Here is a 17,184-nt window from a genome sequence, read left to right as displayed (position 1 = left end):
TTCCCTCGTTAAGGTTTGTGGCAAGACCTTTCTTCCCGTTGGGCCCGGGAGGGCGGAAGGCGCCCATCGGGTCCCAAAGCCGCTCAGGGGTATCGGCGTCAGCCGATGGCCCGTGGCGGGTGCGGGAGCATTTGGACAAGGTGCCCGTGTGCTAGTTGGTCAGTCTTCTTCGAACGGGTCCCATTCGTCTTCAACCTCGGGCAGGGCTTCGGTTTCGACCTGAGCGGCGCGTTGTTCTGCGGTTTCGATGCTCTTGATCCGCGCTTTCGGGAAATGAGTCAGCACTGCTTGCACCAGAGGATGCTGTTCAGCCTCGGCCTTCAGTGCCAAGTCTGCAGCGTCCCGTACCTCGGCAATGGTCGGTGCGTTGCCCTCAGCGACAATAGAAACGGCCCACCGGTTGCCTGTCCAACGCTGCAGCGACGCGCCCAATCGTTGTGACAGGTCGGTCGGGGCGTTGTCGGTTGGGGCGAACTCGATCCTGCCCGGTTGGTAGGATACCAGACGCACGCCGTTTTCGACCTCGACCAACAACTTCACGTCCCGGTTGGCTCGGATCAGTTCAACCACATGTTCAAATGTTGGATAGCGTGCCAGCGCTGCCTGCACATCTTGGGCCAGCGCGGCTGTTGGCCCGCCTGCGTTGCCGCCGATTCCCGATGCGGCATAGGCCGGTCGGGCCACAGCCTGTGGCGCGGAAAGAGCATGTCCAGGCGCCCCGATTCCCTTGCCGGGGCCACCATTGGGCGGCGGAGGCGTATCTTGCAGACGCTTGATCAGCTCCTCCGGGCTAGGCAAGTCGGCCACATGGGTCAGGCGGATCACGGCCATTTCCGCAGCCATCATTGCGTTGGGTGCGGCGGAAACTTCCTCAAGCGCTTTCAGCAGCATTTGCCACATGCGTGTAAGGACTCGCATGGGCAGAGCCTCGGCCATTTGTTGACCTCGGGCGCGTTCGTCGGGGGAAACGGTGGGATCTTCGGCGGCATCCGGGGTGATCTTGACCACCGAAACCCAATGCGTGATTTCAGCCAGATCGCGTAAGACGGCGAGTGGATCAGCCCCTTCGGCATATTGCCCGCTCAGCTCGGTCAACGCGCCTGCAGCATCGCCGCGCAGGATCATATCCATCAGATCCAGCACCCGGCCCCGATCGGCCAGCCCCAGCATCGCGCGCACCTGATCCGCGCTGGTTTCACCGGCCCCGTGCGAGATCGCCTGATCCAGCAGTGAGGTCGCATCCCGCGCTGATCCTTCGGCAGCCCGGGTGATCAACGATAACGCATCCTCGGCAATCTGCGCCCCTTCGGCATCTGCAATTTTGCGCAGCAGTCCGATCATATCCTCCGGCTCGATCCGGCGCAGATCAAAGCGCTGGCAACGGGACAGGACGGTTACCGGGACCTTGCGAATCTCGGTGGTGGCAAAGATGAACTTCACGTGTTCGGGGGGTTCTTCCAGCGTCTTGAGCAGCGCGTTGAAAGCGCTGGTCGACAGCATGTGAACCTCGTCGATGATATAGATCTTGTAGCGCGCAGACGCAGCGCGATAGCGGACGCTGTCTATGATCTCGCGGATGTCATTGACACCGGTGCGGCTGGCGGCGTCCATCTCCATCACATCGACATGGCGGCCCTCCATGATGGCTACGCAGTGTTCACATTGACCGCAGGGTTCGGTGGTAGGGCCGCCGCTGCCATCGGGACCGATGCAGTTCATACCCTTGGCGATGATCCGGGCGGTCGTCGTCTTACCGGTGCCGCGGATGCCGGTCATGATAAAGGCCTGCGCGATCCGATCCGCTTCGAATGCGTTTTTCAGGGTACGCACCATGGCGTCCTGACCGACTAGATCGGCAAAGGTTTCGGGGCGGTATTTGCGGGCAAGAACCTGGTAGGCGGGGTTGGGCGTCTCGGTCATGTCTGCTCTGTCGGATTCGCGTTACGCCGCAGCGTAGAGGCCCCCGCCGCCCGCGTCCACAGCCAGCCGGGACGATTTTCATTTTGGAATGCGTGGGTATGCGGCTAAAATCCACTCTATTCTATTTACTGGACCAGTATGTTGTTGGGTGAAGTTTGTTTGGGGGGAGATTATGTCGCAACTGGTGGTTTATGCGTTGCAGGTTGGCGGAGGCACCTTGGCCTTGTCCTCGATGCCTGGGCGTGGAGGAACGTATACAGAAGACCTTGATCTTATCGCAGACTGGAAGCCCGGGCTTGTGATCTCGATGACGACTGAGGTCGAGATGATTCAGGATGGTGCGCGGAATTTTGGCGCTGATATTCAGGGGCGTGCCAGCAGATGGGTGCATTTGCCGATCGAAGATTTTGGCACGCCACCCAAAGAGATTTTGGACCGCTGGCCCCGCGTTGGCGCGACCGCACGTCAGGCGTTGTCAGGTGGTGGCCGTGTACTAGTGCATTGCCGTGGTGGCTGTGGCCGATCCGGGATGGTGGTTCTGCGTCTGATGGTTGAATGCGGTGAACGGCCTGAGGCGGCATTGAAGCGATTGCGTACGGTGCGTCCTTGCGCAGTCGAGACAAATGCCCAGATGCTTTGGGCCGTTGAACCGGCCCGTGTTCAAGCCGTTTGACGGCTTAGACACCAACATGTGGCGAGATTTCGCCACCGTTGTGCTGCACCAGAAGCGAAGCCTCAAGCATGGCGCAAGGAGGATTCCTTAGCAGGTCTGCGGGTAGGCTGCGGTACTCGGTTCCGAACATCATGTCTGCGTAGTCATCCAGCCGGCCGGTATCGATTTCAGGATCGGTTCCGCAGAATACACGTATCTGGTCGCATTGGGCGCGAAAGCGGGCGGTGCATCCTTCCGGGCAGTGCGACAGATCTATGGTGCCTTCAATCTCAAACTCAGTTTTCGTGACCGGTTTTGTGGCGGACATGGTCTGCGTCAGAGCCCGCGCCATCTGTGCCAATGCGGGGCAGGGCGCGCCAGTACGTTGGCACACGGTCGCCGCGAATTCGTGTGTTTTGGTCTTCCAGATCATCAATGCGCCCTCCGCGCGCAAGGCGAGGGCGTGGCACAGGTTGGTCGTTGCGGAGCACGATCAAACCCGTCCCGGACACCCCGCCCGAGTTTCGGTTCTACATCCGATGGCAGGTCTCCTGACTTGCGGGTCATCGCTTTGCCGACCTTCCCAGCCTTCAAGGCCAGTGGTATCTCGGCATTGCTCTCCGCTTACAGTTGCGGGGGCAGTCTCGGACTAGGTTCTTTCCGGATTTATTCGGGCAGAACCGCACCGTGTTCCCTTTTCATCCCGGCCCGATTGGGCGCGAGAACCATCGCGACATGGCTAGCGGCTGCGCCGTGCCCGAGTCAAGAAAATTGCGTCAGGCAAGTGACGTATGGTCCAGTCACGTCAACCTTGACTTGAGGCGCTTCGGGTGAACTGATCAGTTCAGTCGGTATTAGAGGGCACCATGTTGGACACGCAGCAGGCGGTTGTGACCGAGGATTTTCAAATCCCGTCCGGCCCGGCAATGTTGTCGGCGCGGCTTTACCGTCCGGTTGCCGACCCCGAAAAGGTGGTCGTCATAAACGGTGCGACTGGGGTGCCGAGGGATTACTATCAGTACTTCGCCCGATGGCTCGCCGAAGAACAGGGCATGGCCTGCCTGACTTACGATTACCGGGATTTTGGTCACTCTTTGGTGGGTTCGCAAAAGCGGTCAAATGTCACCATGGCCGATTGGGCGTTGATCGACATTCCAGCCGCCCGGGCCGAGATGCGCCGACGGTTTCCGCAGGCCAAGCTATGGAGCATCGGTCATTCCTTGGGCGGAATGTTTGGCCCGATCCAACCCGATATCGATCAGATTGACAGGATGATCTGTGTCTGTTCGGGTCTGGTAACGCTGGCGGATCACCCTTGGCCTTATCGCGCTTTGGCGGCGTTGTTCTGGTATGGTCACGCGCCGCTGGTGGTCAAGGCGCTTGGCTACCTGCCCGGGCGGTTGGTCGGGTTTGGATCGGACCTGCCTGCCCAAGTCTATTGGCAATGGCGCAAATGGTGCACCGCCCCCAAAAGCTATGTGCCAGAGATCGGCACGACACTGCCCGCCGCCCGCTGGAAAGACTTGGGCAAACGTGTCGATCTGTTTACCTTCGCAGATGATGAAATGGTGCCGCCGGATGCTGTCTGGCGTCTTGCCGATCTCTATGGACCCAAAGCCGGGCGCCATCTGCTTGCACCAAGCGAATTCGGAGTGTCCAAGATCGGCCATATCGGTGCATTCGCAAGACGGAATGCGGCAGTCTGGCCTAGGCTGATCGCCTGATAGCGCTGGGCACCGGTAGGTCGGTGCCCAGCTTCGTTATAGCCCTTTACGGGATTTTTTCTCGTGCATCACGCTGCGCACCATCTTGCCGAAAGCCTTGTCACGGGCGCGGGCCTGCGCCACCGAAGCGGAATTGTGTTGGTCTTCGCGCCGCAGCTTGCGCCAGCGGTCCAGCCGCGCGGGATCAAGCGTACCAGCGTCGATTGCCGCCTGCACCGCACATCCGGGCTCAGACTCGTGCTGACAATCCGAGAAGCGGCAATCCAGGCTGAGGTCTGAGATGTCCGAAAATACCTCATCCAACCCCTCCTGCGCATCCAGCAGACGCAACGCGCGCATGCCGGGCGTATCGATCAGCCAGCCGCCATTGCGCATGCGATGCAAGGCGCGTGCAGTTGTTGTGTGCCTGCCGCGCGCATCGTCTTCGCGAATACCTGCGGTGGCCTGATCCTGCCCCGTCATCCCGTTGGCGAGCGTCGTTTTCCCAACGCCGGATGATCCAAGCAAGGCGCTGGTTTGTCCTTTCGGACACCACGACAGAACTTGTTCGAGATCGCCGTGATCCAGCGCGTTGACCGCAAGTACCGTCAGAAACGGGGCGAGCGATTGGGCTTGATCTACATAAAGGCTCGGATCATCGCACATGTCCGATTTGGTCAGAACGACCACCGGATAGCAGCCTGCCTGATGCGCCAGCGCAAGATACCGCTCCAATCGTGGCATATTGAAATCGGCGTTGCAGGAACTGACGATGAACAGCACATCAACATTTGCAGCAATCAGCTGCGCCGCTGCCCCTGTACCTGCGGCCCGGCGCTGCAGCAGGCTGCGCCGGTCCAGCACTCGGCGTATGCGTTTGTTTTCATCCGCCAGAACCCAATCCCCAACGGCATATGCGCCGGTTGATTGATCCAGAGATAACAAAGGCGATTCACCTTCAGGGCTCAGCCCGATCAGTCGATCCCGGTGTACGGCCGAGATGCGATACGGAAGAAGTGACGGATCAGCCGTATGCTGAGCCGCGAAATGAGAGGACCATCCGAGGTCCGAAAAGGAAAGTAACATTGGTCTGCCTGTGATCAGAAACAGCAATCCCGTCGAATGGCAATCGCGCATCCGCCGGCGACGTGTTCAGGCAATCAGTTGATCGGAAAGGATCAGAACCGGTCTGCCCGAAGGGTTTTTGCTACAATCATAAACGCCCTCCTGCGGCTGATAGGTTCTAAGTGAGAGGTTGGACATCGACCCAAGCGGGGCTCGTTGTGGCTGCTTCCTTCCGGACCTGACCAGGTTGGCGAGGCGCTCGCCCGCGCCAACCTCTCAAAGCCGATATAGGTGCATCCCCTGAAAATGGCAACCCGTCAGAAGGTCAGATGAATGCGCATGAAACCATCCGCATAGTCGGGCAGAATGCGTGGATGATACTCAGCAAGCTCTGCAACATGGTGTAGCGCGCGTGGCCCCGTTGTCAGGATCGCGCCCTGCCTTTGGTTTGGTACAAAAGAAAAGGGGCGCGGTGCATGCGCGAGTGGGTCGGCGGGCAATGTGCCCGCGACGTATTTGCATAGAATATCCTGTATGCTGATCTGAGGCAGGTCAATCATACGGGCTTGTCGCGCAATTGGAAAATGACCACCGCCATTGGCGCGGTAGTTATTGGTGGCGACAAGGAAACTCTGGTCAGGCGCAATCGGCTGCCCATCGAATTCCAGGTTGCGTATGCGGGAAAATGCCGGATCAATCACTCGACCGAGCGTATCGAACCGCGCCGGTTGCGAAAGATCGATCTGGTAGGTGACGCCATGCAGGACATCGAAATTGAAGCCCGTGCGCTGAGGATCGGCAAGATCGATCGGGGCGTCTGATCCAAGTTGATGGAACAGCCCGGCTGACATCTCAAGCCAGTCCCGAATCTGAGAACCTGAGGCCAGCATCGCGCGCAATTCATTAGGAAAGACACTGAGATCAGCGATATGTCGAACTGAAATCTCGCCTGAGGGGATATCAGTGTAGTACTTGCTTCCTGCGCGCCCGCCGAACTTTGCCGGGGCGGCTGACGATATGATCGGCAAATCTGCCCAGTCGGTATCGACCAAATGCGGGCGTAGGGCAGCGGCCTGAGCCGCCGCAACCAAGGCCAGACCGCGATCCGGTATGCAATATGAGAAGTAGCTGTGTAGCGTGTGTGGGATTGTGCCCACTGGCCTGGTCACCCTTTTGCGCGTCGCAGCGTGGCCGGTCGCAAACAGCTCTGTGATCCTTGGGCATTCGGGTATTTCTGTGCCCGATTGAGCGATTGCCCGCGCTTCGACATGGCTGCCTGTAATGCGCCAATCGCCGGTGGTATCTTTTTGCAGTGTCAGATCAATGATCCCAAGATGAGACCCGGCCCAACCCTGCATGACAACCGGCGTTCCATGCACAAGCCCCCGCGTACTGTCGACGAATGGATAACCATCATGCGCCTTTCCGGGCAGTGTCAGATGGGTGTGGCCTGCGACGACGGCATCAATCAGCGGCATCTCGGCCAGCGGGATGATCGCGTTTTCCATATCCGGCTCGGCCATTGCCGATCCCAGTCCGGTATGCGCAAGGGCGACAATCAGATCGCAACCTTGCACGCTGAGATCTTCAGCAGCGCGCCACGCAGCGGCGAGAATGTCTGTTACCACGACCCGGTCCGTTAGCAGATGTGCTTCCCACTGTGCGGTTTGAGTGGGCAAAACAGAAAGAACCCCGATGCGGATTGCGGTGCCCTGTCCATTTAGTCTGACAACTCGATGCAGAATCGTGTGTGCATCCCACCCTTGTTCGGTCTGAGTGGTTTGCATATTGCTGCAAATCATTGGGCAGGCGGTTTGGCGAGCGATGCGATTGACGAGTTCCAACCCAAATCCGAAATCGTGATTACCCAATCCGATCGCGTCATAGTTTAACGTGTTGAACGCGCGTGGCAGGGGATGGGCGTCTGGCACGTTTTCAGCTGCCCAGTTGCCAAATGGCGTTCCCTGCAGGCTATCACCATTGTCAAACAACAGCACAAGGGCTTCGTCGCGTTCAGCCTGTCTGCGCGCCTCGTGAATCAGGCTGGCGGTACGGGTCAAACCAATCGCAGGTTCGGGGCGATCCGAATAGTAATCATATGACGTCAGGTGCATGTGTAGATCGGATGTAGCAAGGATTCGAATCCGTGCGCCATCATCTGCATCTCTTCGTTGTCGCATTAAATACTTTGATTTCAATATCTTCAACTTGTAGCTGTCAGTGTGCCAACGTTTCCACCATGAGGCCGATTTAATGCAATTTCCGGGGCGATGCTGCGGTCATTCCGCGGCAGGGTCGAAAAATGTTTGGTCGATACCCGTTGCACGATCAGGTAAGACGTGGCAGCCCTTTGCGCGGCAGTCAGGAACGGCAGGCATGAAACGCGCAGAACAGGTGACATTTGGCGGCTCGGCACTGGATCGGGCGGGTTTGCTGCGCGGCGACGCGGACAAACTGGCACAGGTTTATCGTGACCCTTTGGCAACATGTGTGTTGCTGTGGCGTGGCAAACTGTTGGTTGAGGGTGAGGCACTGGACCGGCTCGCCCGGCTTCCGATGGCGCACAAGATTCTCGAACAGGGCCCGGGCGGTGTGATCGAGCAACCGATTTTCCTTGGAAAATCCGAGGATGGATCGCCGCTTTTTGCCATGGACATCTCGGGCTGGGCGGCTGAAGGGCTGGATTTATCCGGTGTCGGAGATTTTGTCGACCGCAGCGAACAGCAGCACCCTGATCTGCCCGAGGGGTGTGTCTTTGCCGAGCTGCGCCGCATCATGACACGCCTCAACCCACGAGACGCAGAGATTGCGGCAACCGCCAAGGCGGTGATCGGCTGGCACGAAACGCATCAATTCTGTGCCCGATGTGGTGCCCGCAGCGAGATGTCTCAGGGTGGATGGCAGCGCAGTTGCCCGGCCTGCGGCGGCCAGCATTTCCCGCGCACCGATCCTGTGGTCATCATGTTGATTACCCATGGCAATTCGGTGCTGATGGGGCGCTCTCCGGGCTGGCCTGAAGGCATGTATTCGCTTTTGGCTGGTTTTGTTGAGCCCGGTGAAACGCTGGAAGCCGCTGTGCGGCGCGAAGTGATGGAAGAGGCGGGCGTGCCCGTGGGTGCGGTGCGCTATCTCGCAAGCCAACCCTGGCCCTTTCCCGCATCCCTGATGTTTGGATGCGCAGGCGAGGCGTTATCGCGCGATATCCAGATCGATCCGGTCGAGATCGAGGATGCGATCTGGGTCACCCGGACAGAGATGATGCAGGCCTTCGCTGGGGATCACCCTAAGCTGTTGCCTGCCCGAAAAGGTGCGATTGCGCACTTTTTGTTGCAACACTGGCTTGCAGACACGCTGGACTGACGAGAAACTGAACCCAATCTAGGGCAGAGAAAAGCAAACATGCAGTTTTCAGCGCAGGAAGATATCGATGTCCCAATCGAGACGGTCTTCACCATGGTCTCGGATTTTGAACGCTTCGAACGCAAAGCCTTGCGGCGCGGGGTCGATGTGCGTCGGGTCACGGGGTCGGTTGTGCCGCAGGCCGGAATAACCTGGGAGACCGAATTCAAAATACGTGGCAAGCCACGTCATATCATTATCGAGATGACAGAATGCGATCGCCCGTCCTTGATGCGGTTCCAGTCCAGCAGCAAGGGAATGAACGGCGACACGGTGATCGAGCTTTTGGCGCTTTCCCAACGTCGGACACGGCTGCGCGTTGAAACATCGCTGGGTGCGAAAACGCTGCCCGCCCGCCTATTGCTTCAATCCCTGAAGTTAGGGCAATCCCGATTCAGGCGACAGTTCCAGACCCGTCTCAGCGAATTCGCGCGCGATATGGAGGAACGACACCTCCATGGTGTCTGACAACCGAGAAGTAGATGAGTACTTTAACGAGACCGATCATACGCGACGCTGTCGAAGCCGATGCGGATGGCTTGTCCGGTGTGCTAACAGCGCTTGTAGCGGCCGGAAAGCGGACCAAGCCCGCCGACAGCGCCTTTGCACTGACGCATTACATCTGCGACCCTGAGCGGATTCAGTGTAGCCTTGCCGTTGCGCCGGACGGACAGATACTGGGTTTCCAGTCGTTGAAGCTTGCCACCCGAAACAACCCGTATGGCGTTGCGGTCGGGTGGGGCATCATTGGGACGCATATCAAACCGTCCGCTGCGCGATGTGGTATCGGTCGGGCGTTGTTCAAACGTTCTCTTCAAGCCGCTCGGCAGCAGGGATTGCCCGCTATCGATGCTACGATCGGGGCCAACAATTTCGACGGCCTTGGCTATTATGAGGCGATGGGATTCAGAGAGTACCGGCAGATGGATGGCGCGATTTGCAAGGTCTATCGCATGGGGACCGGAGTGACCAACCCGTAATCCGCCGCACTTTCAGGATGTCGCACCGAAGGATTCTAATTACTGTTCTAAGGTGCAAGCGTAGCTGCCCCGCCTATCCAGGCCGTTCCTTTGAAGGGGCGAGCCAACTACCTGCACTATCCACGAGGTTGCGCCGCCGGATAAACGCCGAGGACTTCTACGTTGGTGGTAAAATGCTCAAGCTCATCCATCGCCAGTTGCACATTTCGATCGCCTGGATGACCCACGATATCGGCATAGAACTGGGTCGCGGTGAAGGACCCGTCGACCATATAGCTTTCCAGCTTAGTCATGTTGATTCCGTTGGTGGCAAATCCGCCCATCGCTTTGTACAACGCCGCCGGGATGTTACGCACCTGAAAGACAAAACTTGTGATCATGCCGTGATCACCACGGCGCGATTCGTCGGCCTCACGAGACATCACCAGAAAACGGGTCGTGTTGTCGCCCTGATCTTCAATGTGACGGGCCAAAACGTTGAGGCCGTAAATCTCACCTGCCAGCTCACTGGCTAACGCTGCGGAGTGTTTGTCGCCGATCTCGGCGACCTCGCGTGCGGCACGAGCATTATCCGGGCTGACCCTGCCACGAATTCCGTGTTGCTTCAGGAAACCTGCGCATTGTGGTAGCAAGACGAGGTGGGAATGCGCCTCAGTGATATCCTCCAGAGTCGCGCCCGGTACGCCCAACAGGTTGATGTGCACGCGCACAAATGCTTCGTCGATGATGTGCAGCCCGCTATCCGGAAGCAGGCGGTGAATATCGGCCACACGACCATAGGTGGTATTTTCCACCGGTAGCATGGCCAGATCAGCCTCACCTGAGCGCACTGATTCGATCACATCTTCGAAAGTGCGGCAGGGCAGGGCGTCCATATCCGGTCGCGCGTTCCGGCAGGCTTCGTGACTGTATGCGCCGGGTTCTCCCTGAAATGCTATGCGATTGGTCATTTGGTCGTTTCCGTGCAACAAGTTCTTGAATTGGGCGTTTAGTCGCGGTGTCTATACCTTGCGTCTTCTCAGGGGAAGCCTTAGACACCCCGCAGACAGCTGAAATGGACACGCGATCAAAATGTTCGACACGATGACAGTTACCAAAGCCGCAGCCGGCTTGTTTGGCACCTTCCTGGTGTTGCTTCTGGCAAAATGGGGGGCGGATGTCCTCTATAGCTCTGACAGCCATCTTGCCGAAGCTGCTTACATTATCGAAACCGAAAGCTCGGGCGAAAGCGCGGACGGCGAAGAAGTAGTCTTTGAAGATATGTTGGCTGCAGCCGATCCGGAAAAAGGCGCGCGCGTATTCCGCAAGTGCACCGCTTGCCACAAACTGGAAGACGGCGCCAATGGTACAGGTCCTTACCTTTATGGTGTCGTAGATCGCCCGGTTGCCTCAGCTAAAGGCTTTACCGGTTATTCGGCCTCGATGCAGGCGCATGGTGGCAACTGGACACCCGAAGCCCTGGACGCGTTCCTAGAACGCCCAAGCGCCTATATCTCGGGCACTTCGATGAGCTTTGCTGGCCTGAAAAAACCACAAGAACGCGCCGATCTGATTGCGTATCTGCAGACCATCGGCAACTGATCTGTTGATCAGATTTGCTGGATTTAAAGCCGCTGCCTTGCGCAGCGGCTTTATTTTTTGTCTGAGAAGAACTTCACAAAGCGTTCACGCATTCTAAACTTGCAACTGACAGTGCTGGACCTTTAGCTGGCGGGCACGACAATGAAGATGACAGAAATTCAGAGGACGAGCCTGATGAAACCCCTTCTGCCCCAGATGCGCTTTACCGGAATTCACGCTTGGGCTGCGGCTTTTGGGATTTCGGCGACACTGGTTCTGGGCAGCAGCGATCCTGCCCGTGCCAATGAAGAGGGCGTCACGCGCAGCCACGGGTATTCCTATTTCGGAAATCTGGATTATCCGGCCGACTATCCGTACTTGAACTACGTCAACCCAGACGCACCAAAGGGCGGAGAGCTGTCTTTATCGGGCTCAGGTACGTTTGATTCCCTGAACCCTTATTCGCGCAAGGGGCGGGCAGGCGCTTTGACTACGCTTCAATATGACCCGCTGATCGAAAGTACCGCGGACAGTGTCGGGCAGTATTATGGGGTTGTTGCGGAAAGTATGGAATATGACGAAGGGCGCAATTATGTGATCTTCAATCTGCGCCCCGAAGCTATGTTCTGGGATGGCACCCCGGTGACTGCCGAAGACGTCGTCTATAGTCATCGTTTGTTCATTGAGCAGGGTTTGCCGTCTTATGCGCAAGCCGTCGGGCGCATGGTTACAGGGGCTGAAGCTCTGGATGACCACACTGTAAAATTTACTTTTAGTCCGGATGTCACCCGGCGCGGGTTGATCGAAACCGTCGGGTCGACCCCGGTATTTTCAAAAGCCTGGTTCGAGGCCGATGAAAGCCGTCGTCTGGACGAACCGCGGCTGGAGGTCGCCGTTGGTTCAGGTCCTTACAAACTGGACAGCTATGACATCAACCGTCGTATAGTCTACAAGCGTCGCGACGATTATTGGGGCAAGGATCTGCCGATCAACATAGGCCGCAACAATTACGACACTATCCGGATCGAGTATTTCGCGGATCAAACCGCCGCCTTCGAAGGGTTCAAGGCGGGCGAATACACGATGCGTATCGAAAGTGACCCCAAGCTCTGGGCCTCTAGTTACGATTTCCCGAAACTCAGCGAAGGGTTTGTCGTGCAGGACGAGATCGTGGATGGTAGCCCACCGACGCCGTCGGGTTTCGTTTTCAATCTGGGCAAGCCTCAATTTGCCGACAAGAATGTGCGTAAAGCGCTGGCGCTGGCGTTCAATTTCGAATGGGCAAATGAATCGCTGATGTTCGGTCTGAACGCACCGCGCAGTTCATTTGTGCAGGGGACACATCTTGAAGCGACAGGCGTGCCGGAGGGTGCCGAACTGGCGTTTCTGGAAACGCTGGGTGACGTGGTTCCGGCCGAGGTGTTCAGCGAGCCTGCGCTTGTCGTCCACGAATCCAATCCAGCTCGGTTGAACGACCGTCGCAATTTGCGGCAAGCCTCGAAACTGCTGGACGAGGCTGGTTGGCCCGTCGGCGACGGCAATCTGCGCCGCAATGCCGATGGGCAGACGCTGAAGGTCAATATTCCGTATGCGTCGAGCATTCCAACCTCGACCGCCACCATGATCGAGACCTATGTGCAGAACCTGCAGTCGATCGGTGTGGATGCTTCGGCAGAGAAGGTAGATCCTTCTCAATTCACCCTGCGGCGGCGTGAGCGTGATTATGATATGGTATATTCGAACCGCTACGGCTCGTTCCTGTCGACCGGCGGGGGTCTCAGTCAGATGTACGGATCGGAGGAAGCCGCGTTCAGCTTGTTCAACCCTGCCGGTCTTGCCAGCCCGCTTGTTGACGCTGTGATCGAAGCGTCATTCGACACGACAAATCAGGCAGAACAGGATGCTGCGCTGATGGCGTTGGATCGTGTCTTGCGTTATGAGTTCTTCGTCATTCCCGATGGGTATGTGGCGGATTACTGGACGGCTTATTACGACATGTACGAATACCCTGAAAACCTGCCTCCATTCTCGCTTGGGTATCTCGATCTGTGGTGGATCAACCCCGAGAAAGAGGCTGACCTGAAAGCCAAAGGCGCGCTGCGATAACATGGGCGCCTATATCCTAAGACGCCTGTTGCTGGTCATTCCGACCCTTCTGGGCATCATGATCGTCAACTTCACGCTGGTGCAGTTCGTGCCCGGTGGTCCCATTGAACAGATCATCGCGCAGATCGAAGGGCAGGGCGACGTCTTTGCTGGGTTCGCTGGTGGTGGCGATGCCGGAGCCGGGGCCGAGCCCGCAGGTGGTGCCTTTGATGACAAATACGTCGGTGCGCGTGGCCTTCCGCCCGAATTCATCGCTGAACTGGAAAAAGAGTTTGGCTTCGACAAACCGCCACTGGAACGCTTTCTAGGCATGATGGGCAACTACCTGACGCTGGATTTTGGCGAGAGCTATTTCCGCTCGATCAGTGTGATTGATCTGGTTCTGGAAAAGATGCCGGTGTCTATTTCGCTGGGTCTGTGGTCGACGCTGATCGCCTATCTGGTGTCGATCCCGCTGGGTATCCGCAAGGCGATCAAGGACGGGTCGAGCTTTGATACTTGGACCAGCGGTGCGATCATCGTGGCCTATGCTATCCCCGGTTTCCTGTTTGCCATTCTGCTGCTGGTGTTGTTCGCCGGTGGCTCTTACTGGCAGATTTTCCCGCTACGGGGTTTGACTTCGGACAACTGGGACAGCCTCAGCCTGTTTGGAAAGATTACTGACTATTTCTGGCACATCGCTTTGCCGATAATCGCGCTGACCATCTCGGCCTTTGCAACGCTGACGCTGCTGACCAAGAACTCGTTTCTGGATGAGATCAAGAAGCAGTACGTGATGACCGCTCGCGCCAAGGGTTTGAGTGAAAGTAAGGTGCTGTATGGTCATGTCTTCCGCAACGCGATGCTGATCGTGATTGCAGGTTTCCCTGCTGTATTCATTGGTGTGTTCTTCGGTGGATCGATCATCATTGAAACCATTTTCTCGCTCGATGGTCTTGGGCGTCTGGGCTTTGAGGCCGCAGTGGCGCGCGACTATCCGGTAATTTTTGGTACGCTTTTCATATTTGGCCTGATGGGGCTGGTCGTCGGCATTATCAGCGATCTGATGTATGTGCTCGTTGACCCGCGTATCGATTTCGAAAAGCGGGAGGGGTAAATGGCACTCTCCCCTCTCAATCAGCGCCGTTGGCGCAACTTCCGGCGCAATGGCAGGGCGTTCTGGTCGCTGATCATCTTCTCGGTGTTGTTCGGCCTATCGCTGTTTGCCGAGTTCATCGCCAACGACAAACCGATCCTGGTAAAGTACCGGGGTGAAATCTACACGCCTGTCTTCAACTTTTACGCCGAGACTGAGTTCGGCGGTGATTTCCAGACCGAGGCGATCTATCGCGACCCCGAGGTCATGTGCCTGATCGATAGCGGCGGATTGGATCAGTGCTTCGACGACCCCGAAGGTATTATCGACGAAATCAAGGCGGGCACGTTCGAAGCGGATGGGTTTGAGCGAGGCTGGGCCATCTGGCCTCCAATCCCGTATTCCTTCAACACCAGCGTGGACCGCCCGGGCGCTGCACCGCTGCCGCCCAATGGTCAGAATCTGCTCGGCACTGACGACACCAAGCGAGATGTGTTAGCTCGTGTCATCTATGGCTTCCGCCTGTCGATCCTGTTCACTTTACTCGTCACCGGTGTGGCCAGTTTGATCGGCATTTTTGCTGGGGCCATTCAGGGGTTCTTTGGCGGTTGGCTGGATCTGATCTTCCAACGTATTATCGAGATCTGGTCGGCGACACCCTCGCTTTATGTCATTATCATCATGTTCGCGATTCTTGGGCGAAGTTTCTGGCTCTTGGTGATTCTGATGATCCTGTTCAGTTGGACCGGACTGGTGGGCGTCGTGCGCGCTGAATTCCTGCGGGCACGAAATTTGGAGTATGTCCGTGCCGCGCGGGCGCTGGGCGTGGGTAACATGACGATCATGTTTCGCCACATGCTGCCTAATGCGATGGTCGCCACGCTGACCTTCATGCCGTTCATCGTGACCGGAACCATCGGTGGGCTGGCTTCGCTGGATTTCCTTGGCTTCGGTTTGCCGTCTTCAGCACCGTCGCTTGGAGAGTTGACTTTGCAGGCGAAACAGAACCTTCAGGCACCGTGGCTGGCCTTCACTGCCTTCTTCACCTTTGCCATCATGCTGTCGCTGTTGGTCTTCATTTTTGAAGGCGTCCGCGATGCGTTTGATCCCAGAAAGACCTTCTCATGAGCCTTTTGGATGTGAACAACCTCAAGGTCTCGTTCCGGCAGGACGGGCAGGTGAGTGCGGCAGTCAAAGGCGTGTCCTTTACCGTCGACCGCGGTGAGACGGTGGCTTTGGTGGGCGAATCCGGTTCGGGCAAATCCGTGACGGCGTTGAGCACTGTGTCGCTGCTGGGTGATAGCGCAATTGTCGAAGGCTCAGTCACCTATGGCGGTCAAGAGATGATTGGCGCGTCCGAAGACAGGTTGATGGACGTGCGCGGCAACGACATTAGTTTCATCTTTCAGGAGCCGATGACCTCGCTCAATCCATTGCACACGATCCAGAAACAGATGGCGGAATCGCTGGCTCTGCATCAGGGCGTTACCGGCGATGAGGCGCGGGAACGGATTGTAGAACTGCTGACCAAGGTCGGCATCCGAGACCCCGAGGAGCGGCTGGACAGCTATCCGCACCAGTTGTCCGGCGGGCAGCGTCAACGCGTGATGATCGCGATGGCGTTGGCGAACAAGCCGGACATTTTAATCGCGGATGAGCCGACAACGGCGCTGGACGTCACCATCCAGGCGCAGATTCTGGAGTTGCTGGCCGAACTGCAAAAGTCCGAGAACATGGGGATGTTGTTCATCACCCATGACCTTGGCATCGTCCGCCGCATCGCCGACCGGGTTTGCGTGATGAAGGACGGTGAAATTGTCGAAGCCGGAGTGACAACGGAGATTTTCGACAACCCGCAACACCCCTATACTCGCAAGCTTCTGGAGGCCGAGCCGTCCGGGCACCCCGACCCGGTGGCCCCGGATGCCGAAGAGGTAGCCCGCACCGATCACCTGAAAGTCTGGTTCCCGATCCAGCGCGGTTTCCTGAAACGGACCGTAGGCTATGTGAAGGCCGTCAACGACGCGACCCTCAGCGTCCGTGCCGGGGAAACGCTTGGGATCGTGGGGGAGAGCGGCTCGGGCAAGACGACGCTGGCGCTGGCGATCATGCGTCTGATCGCGTCCGAGGGCGGGATCACTTTCCGCGACCAGAATGTGCGCCGCTGGTCAACGCGCGAGTTGCGGCGGTTGCGCAAGGACATGCAGATCGTATTTCAGGATCCGTTCGGCAGCCTCAGCCCGCGGATGACCTGCATGCAGATCATCGCCGAGGGGCTGGCCATCCATAAGGTCGATCCTCATCGCGCCCCGCGCGATCTGGTGGCCGAAGTGATGAACGAGGTCGGATTGGACCCCTCTGCGATGGACCGCTATCCGCATGAGTTTTCCGGCGGGCAACGCCAGCGGATCGCCATCGCCCGCGCCATGGTGTTGCGGCCCAAGCTGCTGGTTCTGGACGAGCCTACAAGTGCGCTGGACATGACCGTGCAGGTGCAGATCGTTGACCTGCTGCGTGAGCTGCAAAGGAAATACGGGCTGGCCTATCTGTTCATCAGTCACGATCTGAAGGTCGTGCGCGCGATGTCCCACAACGTGATCGTCATGCGAAACGGCGATGTCGTCGAGATGGGCGCTGCCGAAGATTTGTTCGAACACGCTCAGACCGACTATACCCGCGAGCTGATTGTGGCGGCGGGCTGACACGCACCCCGCGCCTTTGATG

General features: G+C 57.8%; 15 protein-coding genes, 1 other RNA gene and 1 riboswitch. Of the genes, 10 read left to right on the top strand and 6 right to left on the bottom strand.

Annotation, left to right across the window (positions count from 1 at the left end; translation table 11 throughout):
* Positions 1-159 precede the first annotated feature (159 nt).
* Positions 160-1,920 carry a DNA polymerase III subunit gamma/tau gene (locus tag ACR0AW_RS20675; protein ID WP_170732493.1) on the bottom strand — a complete coding sequence of 587 codons (1,761 nt, stop codon included), beginning with the start codon at positions 1,918-1,920 and terminating at the stop codon, positions 160-162.
* Between the two features lie 172 nt (positions 1,921-2,092).
* Here ACR0AW_RS20675 and ACR0AW_RS20670 point away from each other — a divergent pair, with 172 nt between their 5' ends.
* The gene (locus ACR0AW_RS20670; protein WP_170398687.1) at positions 2,093-2,593 is read left to right on the top strand and encodes a phosphatase domain-containing protein; all 501 of its coding nucleotides are present in this window, start codon (positions 2,093-2,095) and stop codon (positions 2,591-2,593) included.
* Between the two features lie 4 nt (positions 2,594-2,597).
* Here ACR0AW_RS20670 and ACR0AW_RS20665 read toward each other — a convergent pair whose 3' ends face one another.
* Positions 2,598-3,005 carry a hypothetical protein gene (locus ACR0AW_RS20665; protein ID WP_170562413.1) on the bottom strand — a complete coding sequence of 136 codons (408 nt, stop codon included), beginning with the start codon at positions 3,003-3,005 and terminating at the stop codon, positions 2,598-2,600.
* 91 nt (positions 3,006-3,096) lie between these two features.
* A riboswitch (cobalamin riboswitch) is annotated at positions 3,097-3,317 on the bottom strand.
* Positions 3,318-3,438: 121 nt separating this feature from the next.
* Here ACR0AW_RS20665 and ACR0AW_RS20660 point away from each other — a divergent pair.
* Positions 3,439-4,296, top strand: a complete 858-nt coding sequence (locus ACR0AW_RS20660) for an alpha/beta fold hydrolase (RefSeq protein WP_170732491.1) — start codon at positions 3,439-3,441, stop codon at positions 4,294-4,296.
* A gap of 36 nt (positions 4,297-4,332) precedes the next feature.
* Here ACR0AW_RS20660 and rsgA read toward each other — a convergent pair whose 3' ends face one another.
* The 3 genes from rsgA to ACR0AW_RS20645 all read right to left on the bottom strand — a co-directional run bounded on the left by rsgA (position 4,333) and on the right by ACR0AW_RS20645 (position 7,520).
* Positions 4,333-5,361, bottom strand: a complete 1,029-nt coding sequence (gene rsgA / locus ACR0AW_RS20655) for a ribosome small subunit-dependent GTPase A (protein ID WP_170732489.1) — start codon at positions 5,359-5,361, stop codon at positions 4,333-4,335.
* A gap of 159 nt (positions 5,362-5,520) precedes the next feature.
* Positions 5,521-5,619: signal recognition particle sRNA small type (ffs, locus tag ACR0AW_RS20650), an RNA gene on the bottom strand.
* Between the two features lie 38 nt (positions 5,620-5,657).
* On the bottom strand, positions 5,658-7,520 hold the full coding sequence (locus ACR0AW_RS20645) for a bifunctional 2',3'-cyclic-nucleotide 2'-phosphodiesterase/3'-nucleotidase (RefSeq protein WP_170732487.1): 1,863 nt from the start codon (positions 7,518-7,520) through the stop codon (positions 5,658-5,660).
* Positions 7,521-7,716: 196 nt separating this feature from the next.
* Between ACR0AW_RS20645 and nudC the strand changes: the two genes are divergently transcribed.
* Genes nudC through ACR0AW_RS20630 form a run of 3 tightly spaced genes read left to right on the top strand, consistent with a single transcriptional unit; the run spans position 7,717 to position 9,719 of the window.
* Positions 7,717-8,700: an NAD(+) diphosphatase gene (nudC, locus tag ACR0AW_RS20640; protein WP_170732484.1), complete on the top strand. Its 984-nt coding sequence runs from the start codon at positions 7,717-7,719 to the stop codon at positions 8,698-8,700.
* A 39-nt stretch (positions 8,701-8,739) separates the two neighbouring features.
* Positions 8,740-9,207, top strand: coding sequence for an SRPBCC family protein (locus ACR0AW_RS20635; RefSeq protein ID WP_170508814.1), 468 nt, complete (start codon positions 8,740-8,742; stop codon positions 9,205-9,207).
* A 14-nt stretch (positions 9,208-9,221) separates the two neighbouring features.
* Complete coding sequence (locus tag ACR0AW_RS20630; protein ID WP_170508813.1) at positions 9,222-9,719, top strand: GNAT family N-acetyltransferase; 498 nt, start codon at positions 9,222-9,224, stop codon at positions 9,717-9,719.
* Positions 9,720-9,835: 116 nt separating this feature from the next.
* Here ACR0AW_RS20630 and ACR0AW_RS20625 read toward each other — a convergent pair whose 3' ends face one another.
* The gene (locus ACR0AW_RS20625) at positions 9,836-10,669 is read right to left on the bottom strand and encodes a prephenate dehydratase (protein ID WP_170732482.1); all 834 of its coding nucleotides are present in this window, start codon (positions 10,667-10,669) and stop codon (positions 9,836-9,838) included.
* 121 nt (positions 10,670-10,790) lie between these two features.
* On the opposite strand from ACR0AW_RS20625, the gene ACR0AW_RS20620 reads away from it, so the two are divergent.
* The 5 genes from ACR0AW_RS20620 to ACR0AW_RS20600 all read left to right on the top strand — a co-directional run bounded on the left by ACR0AW_RS20620 (position 10,791) and on the right by ACR0AW_RS20600 (position 17,162).
* Positions 10,791-11,300, top strand: coding sequence for a c-type cytochrome (locus ACR0AW_RS20620; protein WP_170398660.1), 510 nt, complete (start codon positions 10,791-10,793; stop codon positions 11,298-11,300).
* Positions 11,301-11,474: 174 nt separating this feature from the next.
* Positions 11,475-13,385, top strand: coding sequence for an extracellular solute-binding protein (locus ACR0AW_RS20615; protein WP_170732480.1), 1,911 nt, complete (start codon positions 11,475-11,477; stop codon positions 13,383-13,385).
* Position 13,386: 1 nt separating this feature from the next.
* A complete protein-coding gene (locus ACR0AW_RS20610; protein ID WP_170398655.1) occupies positions 13,387-14,481 on the top strand; it encodes a microcin C ABC transporter permease YejB in 1,095 nt (364 codons plus the stop codon).
* Positions 14,482-15,588, top strand: a complete 1,107-nt coding sequence (locus ACR0AW_RS20605; RefSeq protein ID WP_170398652.1) for an ABC transporter permease — start codon at positions 14,482-14,484, stop codon at positions 15,586-15,588.
* A complete protein-coding gene (locus tag ACR0AW_RS20600; protein ID WP_170732479.1) occupies positions 15,585-17,162 on the top strand; it encodes an ABC transporter ATP-binding protein in 1,578 nt (525 codons plus the stop codon). Before ACR0AW_RS20605 ends, ACR0AW_RS20600 begins: the two co-directional genes overlap by 4 nt.
* Positions 17,163-17,184: the final 22 nt, after the last annotated feature.

The organism is Ruegeria sp. C5, from assembly GCF_056537605.1.
The sequence above is the reverse complement of the archived record's forward strand: the minus strand, read 5'-3'. Positions and strand labels throughout refer to the sequence as shown.